Origin of the sequence: Dokdonella sp., from assembly GCF_036518555.1 — a bacterium.
Lineage (GTDB): Bacteria > Pseudomonadota > Gammaproteobacteria > Xanthomonadales > Rhodanobacteraceae > Dokdonella_A.
Genome location: NZ_DATDMY010000204.1, coordinates 1 through 5923, shown reverse-complemented (window position 1 = coordinate 5923; position 5923 = coordinate 1). Strand labels below are relative to the sequence as shown.

Annotated in this window: 7 protein-coding genes; 3 read left to right on the top strand and 4 right to left on the bottom strand. The window is 66.8% G+C overall.

The window, feature by feature from the left end; translation table 11 throughout:
• Both VI238_RS11455 and VI238_RS11450 read left to right on the top strand, forming a co-directional pair.
• Window positions 1-798, top strand: a 798-nt coding sequence (locus tag VI238_RS11455; RefSeq protein WP_331651421.1) for a magnesium and cobalt transport protein CorA, incomplete at its 5' end; no start/stop codon positions are given.
• A gap of 318 nt (window positions 799-1116) precedes the next feature.
• Window positions 1117-3189, top strand: a complete 2073-nt coding sequence (locus tag VI238_RS11450; RefSeq protein WP_331651425.1) for a carbon starvation CstA family protein — start codon at window positions 1117-1119, stop codon at window positions 3187-3189.
• A 115-nt stretch (window positions 3190-3304) separates the two neighbouring features.
• On the opposite strand, the gene VI238_RS11445 is transcribed toward VI238_RS11450, so the two are convergent.
• Together VI238_RS11445 and VI238_RS11440 are read right to left on the bottom strand one after the other, a co-directional pair.
• The gene (locus VI238_RS11445; protein WP_331651419.1) at window positions 3305-3874 is read right to left on the bottom strand and encodes a YdeI/OmpD-associated family protein; all 570 of its coding nucleotides are present in this window, start codon (window positions 3872-3874) and stop codon (window positions 3305-3307) included.
• A 49-nt stretch (window positions 3875-3923) separates the two neighbouring features.
• Window positions 3924-4730, bottom strand: a complete 807-nt coding sequence (locus VI238_RS11440) for a trypsin-like serine protease (RefSeq protein WP_331651417.1) — start codon at window positions 4728-4730, stop codon at window positions 3924-3926.
• A 24-nt stretch (window positions 4731-4754) separates the two neighbouring features.
• On the opposite strand from VI238_RS11440, the gene VI238_RS11435 reads away from it, so the two are divergent.
• Window positions 4755-5072, top strand: a complete 318-nt coding sequence (locus VI238_RS11435) for a hypothetical protein (RefSeq protein WP_331651415.1) — start codon at window positions 4755-4757, stop codon at window positions 5070-5072.
• A 295-nt stretch (window positions 5073-5367) separates the two neighbouring features.
• Here VI238_RS11435 and VI238_RS11430 read toward each other — a convergent pair whose 3' ends face one another.
• Both VI238_RS11430 and VI238_RS11425 read right to left on the bottom strand, forming a co-directional pair.
• Window positions 5368-5604, bottom strand: a complete 237-nt coding sequence (locus VI238_RS11430; RefSeq protein ID WP_331651413.1) for a hypothetical protein — start codon at window positions 5602-5604, stop codon at window positions 5368-5370.
• A 163-nt stretch (window positions 5605-5767) separates the two neighbouring features.
• Window positions 5768-5923 (bottom strand): YbdD/YjiX family protein (locus VI238_RS11425; RefSeq protein WP_414650059.1); only part of this gene is annotated, 156 nt, incomplete at its 5' end.

Genomic DNA, 5923 nt, shown 5'->3' with positions numbered 1-5923 from the left:
CTCGCGGTCGAGGACGCGCACAACGCGCACCAGCGCCCGAAGATCGAGGTCTACGGCGACTCGCTGTTCATCGTCGCGCACACCTCGCAGGTCGTCGCCGGCAAGATCGCGTTCGGCGAAACGCACATCTTCATGGGCAAGCGCTACATCGTCACCGTGCGCCACGGCGCTTCGCTCAGCTACGCGACCGCGCGGCGCGGCTGCGAGCAGTCGCAGGAGATGCTCGCGCTCGGGCCGAGCTATTCGCTCTATGCCGTGCTCGACTTCATCGTCGACAACTTCTTCCCGATCGTGCGCGAGTTCCGCGAGGAGCTGCAGGAACTCGAGGACGAAGTATTCGAGGAAACCTTCAAGCGCGAGACGATCCGCCGCCTGTACGTGCTGAAGAAGGAACTGGTCACCCTGCGCCTCGCGATCGCGCCGCTGCAGGACATCCTCAACCAGCTCAGCCGGCAGTACCCGGGCCTGATCCGCGACGAAGTGCGACCGTATTTCCGCGACGTCTACGACCATGCCGCGCGCATCAACGAATCGACCGACACGATGCGCGAAATGCTCACCGCTGCGCTCAGCGTGAACCTCGCGCTCGTAACCGTCGCGCAGGGCGAAGTGGTCAAGCGCCTCGCCGGCTGGGCCGCCCTGCTCGCCGCGCCGACGCTGCTCGCGAGCTGGTACGGCATGAACTTCCACCACATGCCCGAACTCGACCAGCCGTGGGCGTACCCGGCGATGATCACGGTCACGCTCGGCATCTGCGGCGTGCTGTTCTGGCTGCTGCGCAAGGCGCACTGGCTGTAGGACGGCACGCACGCACGACGGATCGAAGCCGGCGGCGAGCGCCGCGTCCTCGCGTTCGACTCCAAGCGTGATGCCCTCGAGCCCGTGCGTGGCCGTGGACTCGCGCGAACGACGCGCCGGTCCCGCGGTGCGCGGAGTGGTGACCGTGCTGCACGAACGGGGCCGCTGACGAGCGCATGCGCACGGAGCGCGCAGTGCGGGCGCGCGCCGATTCGACCAAAGTCGAACGCGCATTTCCCGCATCGCGCATTGACCGCCCCGGCACGAAAGGCCACGCTCGGGGCACCCGTCCGCTGCGCAGAGCCGACCTCCATGAACATGGCTGCCATCGTTCCCGCGAGCCCTCTTTCCAAGCTCGGCTGGGCCGCACTCGCCGTCCTCGGCGCGTTCTGCCTCGGCACGATCGCGTTGCAGCGCGGCGAGTCGATCAATGCGATCTGGCTGGTCGGCGCCGCGGCCGCGATCTTCCTCACCGCGCAGCGCTTCTACGCGCGCTTCATCGCCGATCGCGCGCTCGCGCTCGACCCCTCGCGCGCGCCGCCGTCGGTGCGCCGCAACGACGGCCTCGACTACGTGCCGACCGACCGCTGGATCGTGTTCGGCCATCACTTCGCGGCGATCGCGGGCGCCGGCCCGCTCGTCGGCCCCGTGCTCGCGGCGCAGATGGGCTACCTGCCCGGCACGTTGTGGATCCTCATCGGCGTCGTTCTCGCGGGCGCGGTGCAGGATTTCATGATCCTCGGCCTCTCGATCCGCCGCGACGGCCGCTCGCTCGGCGAGATGGTGCGCGCTGAAATGGGTCCGGCCGCGGGCGTGATCGCGATGATCGGCGTGCTCATGATCATGTTCATCATCCTCGCCGTGCTCGCGCTCGTCGTCGTCAAGGCGCTCGCGATCAGCCCGTGGGGCACGTTCACGGTCGCGATGACGATCCCGATCGCGCTGCTCATGGGTCTTTACCTGCGCTTCCTGCGCCCCGGGCGCGTGCTCGAAGTGTCGGTGATCGGCCTCGTGCTGCTGCTCGTCTCGATCTGGCTCGGCGGCATCGTCGCGGCGGACCCGACATGGGCGAAGGCGTTCACGTTCGATGGCAAGGCGCTCGCCTGGATGCTCATCGCCTATGGCTTCTGCGCCGCCGCGATGCCGGTGTGGCTGCTGCTCGCGCCGCGCGACTACCTCAGCACGTTCCTCAAGATCGGCACGATCCTGCTGCTCGCGGTCGGCATCGTGTTCGCGATGCCCGAACTCAGGATGCCCGCGCTCACGAAATTCGTCGACGGCACCGGGCCGGTGTTCGCGGGTTCGCTGTTCCCGTTCCTGTTCATCACGATCGCGTGCGGCGCGGTGTCGGGCTGGCATTCGCTGATCTCGTCGGGCACGACGCCCAAGCTCATCGCGAGCGAAGCCGACGCGCCGCTCGTCGGTTACGGCGCGATGCTCATGGAAGCGTTCGTCGCGATCATGGCGCTGATCGCCGCGTGCGTGCTGCAGCCGGGCGTCTACTTCGCGATGAACGCGCCCGCGGCGCTGATCGGCACGACCGTCGACACCGCCGCGCAGGCGATCAGCCAATGGGGCTTCGTCGTCACGCCCGAGCTGCTCGCGCAGACCGCGAAGGACATCGGCGAGACGACGATCCTCTCGCGCGCCGGCGGCGCGCCGACGCTCGCGGTCGGCATGGCGCAGATCCTCCACGGCCTCGTGCCCGGCGAGGGCATGATGGCGTTCTGGTACCACTACGCGATCCTGTTCGAGGCGCTGTTCATCCTCACCACCGTCGACGCGGGCACGCGCGTGGGCCGCTTCATGATCCAGGAACTCGCAGGCCTCGCCGTGCCGTCGCTGCACAGGACCGAATCGTGGGCGGCCAACCTCGTCGCGACCGCGCTGTGCGTCGCGTGCTGGGGTTATTTCCTCTATCAAGGCGTCGTCGACCCGCTCGGCGGCATCAACACGCTGTGGCCGCTGTTCGGCATCGCCAACCAGATGCTCGCCGCGATCGCGCTGATCTTCGCGTGCGTGTGCCTGGTCAAGCTCAAGCGCGAGAAGTACCTGTGGATCCCGCTGCTGCCGACGGTCTGGCTTGTCGTCTGCACGCTCACCGCGGGCTGGCAGAAGGCGTTCGGCGCCGATCCGAAGATCAGCTTCAGCGCGCACGCGGCGAAGTTCCAGACCGCGCTCGACGCGGGCCAGGTCGTCGCGCCCGCGAAGACGCTCGCCGACATGCACCGCATCGTCGTCAATGACTACGTCGACGCGAGCCTCGCCGCCGCGTTCATGGCGCTCGTCGTCGCGATGATCGTGTTCGGCCTGCGCGCCGCGTTCGCTGCTCGGCGCGTGCCGGCGCAGACGGCGAAGGAAACGCCGTACGTCGCTCTCGCGGCGTCCTGAGGGGGCGACCCATACGTGGATCGCGGCCGACCTGCGAGTGGCCGCGGGTCGGCCGGCGGTGGATCGCGGCCGACACGCGAGGAGTCGAACCCGGGAGGACGCGGCGTCGCCGCCGTCAGGGGTGGATCTTCTCGCCCTTGGCCAGCATCTCGACGAACGTGGCGATCTTGCGCGCACGCGTCTCCGGCTTCTTCACGGCCTGGATCCGGAACAGGATCGAATATCGATTCCGACCATCGAGCGTCGCGAAGAACGCCTTTGCCTTCGTGTTGGCATCGAGCGCCGCCTGCACGTCGTCCGGAACCGTTGCGGTGCTCGCGGACGAATAAGCCGCGTCCCAGCGTCCATCCTTCCGGGCTCGCGCCACTTCCTGTAGTCCCGCGGCGCGCATCCGACCCGCGGCCGTGAGGGCCTCCGCCTTGGCCTTGTTGATCTTCGACCAGATACTCGTCGCCGTTCTCGGCGTAAACCGTTGCAGCCAGTAGCGCTCGCCGTCGGCCCGCTTCTGGCCGTCGATCCAGCCAAAGCACAGCGCGCTCTCGAGGGCCTCGGCGTACGTGACGGTCGGAAGCCCGGCACCCCGCTTTGCGAGACGGAGCCATACGCCCGGCGACGTCGCGCCGTGCCGATCGAGCCAGGCTTCCCATTCCGCCTGCGCTGCCATCGTGAGGATCGGGTCGCTCATGGTTGCCGTGACGAAGCAGGTTCGGATTGAACAAATGGTCGGTGCCCGCTCATGGCTTCGCGGAGATGATGCTCTCGACCCAGTCCTTGTAATGGCTCAAGCGGACATTGCACGTGACTTGCCCATAGCGCCCCGGCGTCCTTATGGTGCTTTGTGGATCCGACCACGACGTCAGTCCAGCCAATAGCAGACCCTTCTTGGTCTGCAGCAGGACTGGCCCACCGCTGTCGCCGCTTCCCGAACCACCCTCGAGGGGCAGCGCATCCGGCGGTTTGTCGAATGTATAGCAGAGCCAGCGGCCGTGGGCGCTGGTCACCTTGTTGTAGGCGCGCCGCAGCTCGGTGCGGTGAGAGTCACCGAACGCGTACCCGGTGACACCATTGCCCGTGGCGCCTTCTCCTATGACCTCGATGATTTGGCCGAACTCGGCGTCGCTCGTACTGATCGCGACAGGGGAAACGTCCGTGACGGGCTGCGCCAACCTCAGCAGTGCGACGTCATCGGACGAAGCGAGAAGCGCCCTGAAAAGCGTCCAGTCCCAGGTGGACAGCGCCTGGTCGAGGAGCTCTTGCGGCGGCCTCTTGTATCCTTGATGTATCACGAGGCGGGCAACGCCCCTAGCTACTCCGCCAATGGATACCTGATCGATTCGGGATTGCCACGTGACGGCGTGAGCGGCGGTGACGACCCATTGCGGGGCAATCAACACCCCATGCCCCTCGCCAGGCAGATCGACAAGCGCAGGAAACTCGCTCGCTGGAATTCGATAGTTCGAATCATCCACATCATCCCGGATGACGATCGCGCTTGCACAGGAGGACACACCCAGCAGTGCGAGCAACAAGAGACGGGGCATATGCGATTCCTTCGAAGGGACTTCGTGGGCAAGACCTGGGCAAGCCGCGCCTCGAGGCGGCATCGGCTCGAACGAATTGACAGCTGCGCAAAGACGAGCCGCTGGATTTACTTCTTCATGAAGGTCGGCGAAGGGAAGGTGGCGATCTTCGCTTTCCCGCGCGCCGCGTTCGGCCGTCCATCCGTCCTGCAGGAACTCATGGATCGCGGCCACTTCCTCGCCCGCAAGTCGGGCAGTTGCTCCCCGGCGAAGATGCCCATGATGCTCCCTTGCGCATACATGTCCCGCTCGTCGCGAGTGACGCCGGTGGCGAACAACGTTCGAAACCCGGGCAAGGAGTAGCCCTGCACCACGGCCAAGCACCGGCGCTCCGGAGCGGGAGTGTGACTTGACCCTGGCGCCCCAGGGACGCGCTCGATCTCCTGGACGGCCGTCTCGACCTCTGGCCAAGCACCGAACGTCGAGCTCTCCGCAGCACCACGTGCCCAAGGCGCATCCGCCTTTCGATTTTTCGGCGAGCCGATACGCGAAGTGTCAGGCCGCATCGTCGGGTTGCTCGAGCGGCCAGACTTCCACGACACCGTGCGCCACGGCACAGGGCGCTTGCGACACCAGCCTGATCGCAGCTTCGATATCCTCAGCGTCGATGACGGCAAAGCCGGCAATGGGAAGGAGACGCCATGAACGGGCCGGCCTGAGTCTTGATCCCCAAACCCTCGGGGTTCCTCACTTGGATGGGCGACCCAGCGATGCCGATGACGGCACCCTGTCGCTTGAGCGACGCGTCATGGGCATGGGCGCGGCTGAGCACATGCGCGGATGTCCGCTCGTAACCTTCGCGATCGCCATAACCGATGGTGATGAACTTTGGCATTCGTGGTTTCTCCGGCAGATCAGGCAGACCGCTGCGGCACGCAAGGTACACTCTCCTGCAGTGGCGCGAGTGCGTCGTGCGGGTGCGACGGTGCGATCCTGCAGGGGCGCCTGGGCCGCTCGGCGCGTCGGCGCGCGATGCGTGGCGGTACGGCTCGAGGCTTTCAGCAGCAGCGTCCGCCACCGCCGCGATAACGCGCCTGCTGCCGCTCGTTGAAGAACTCGGCGTAGCTCGGCACCGGGCGCTCGGGATGGTGTTCGCGCAGGTGCGCGACATAGGTGTCGTAGTCGGGCACGCCGATGAGGCGGCGGCACAGCTG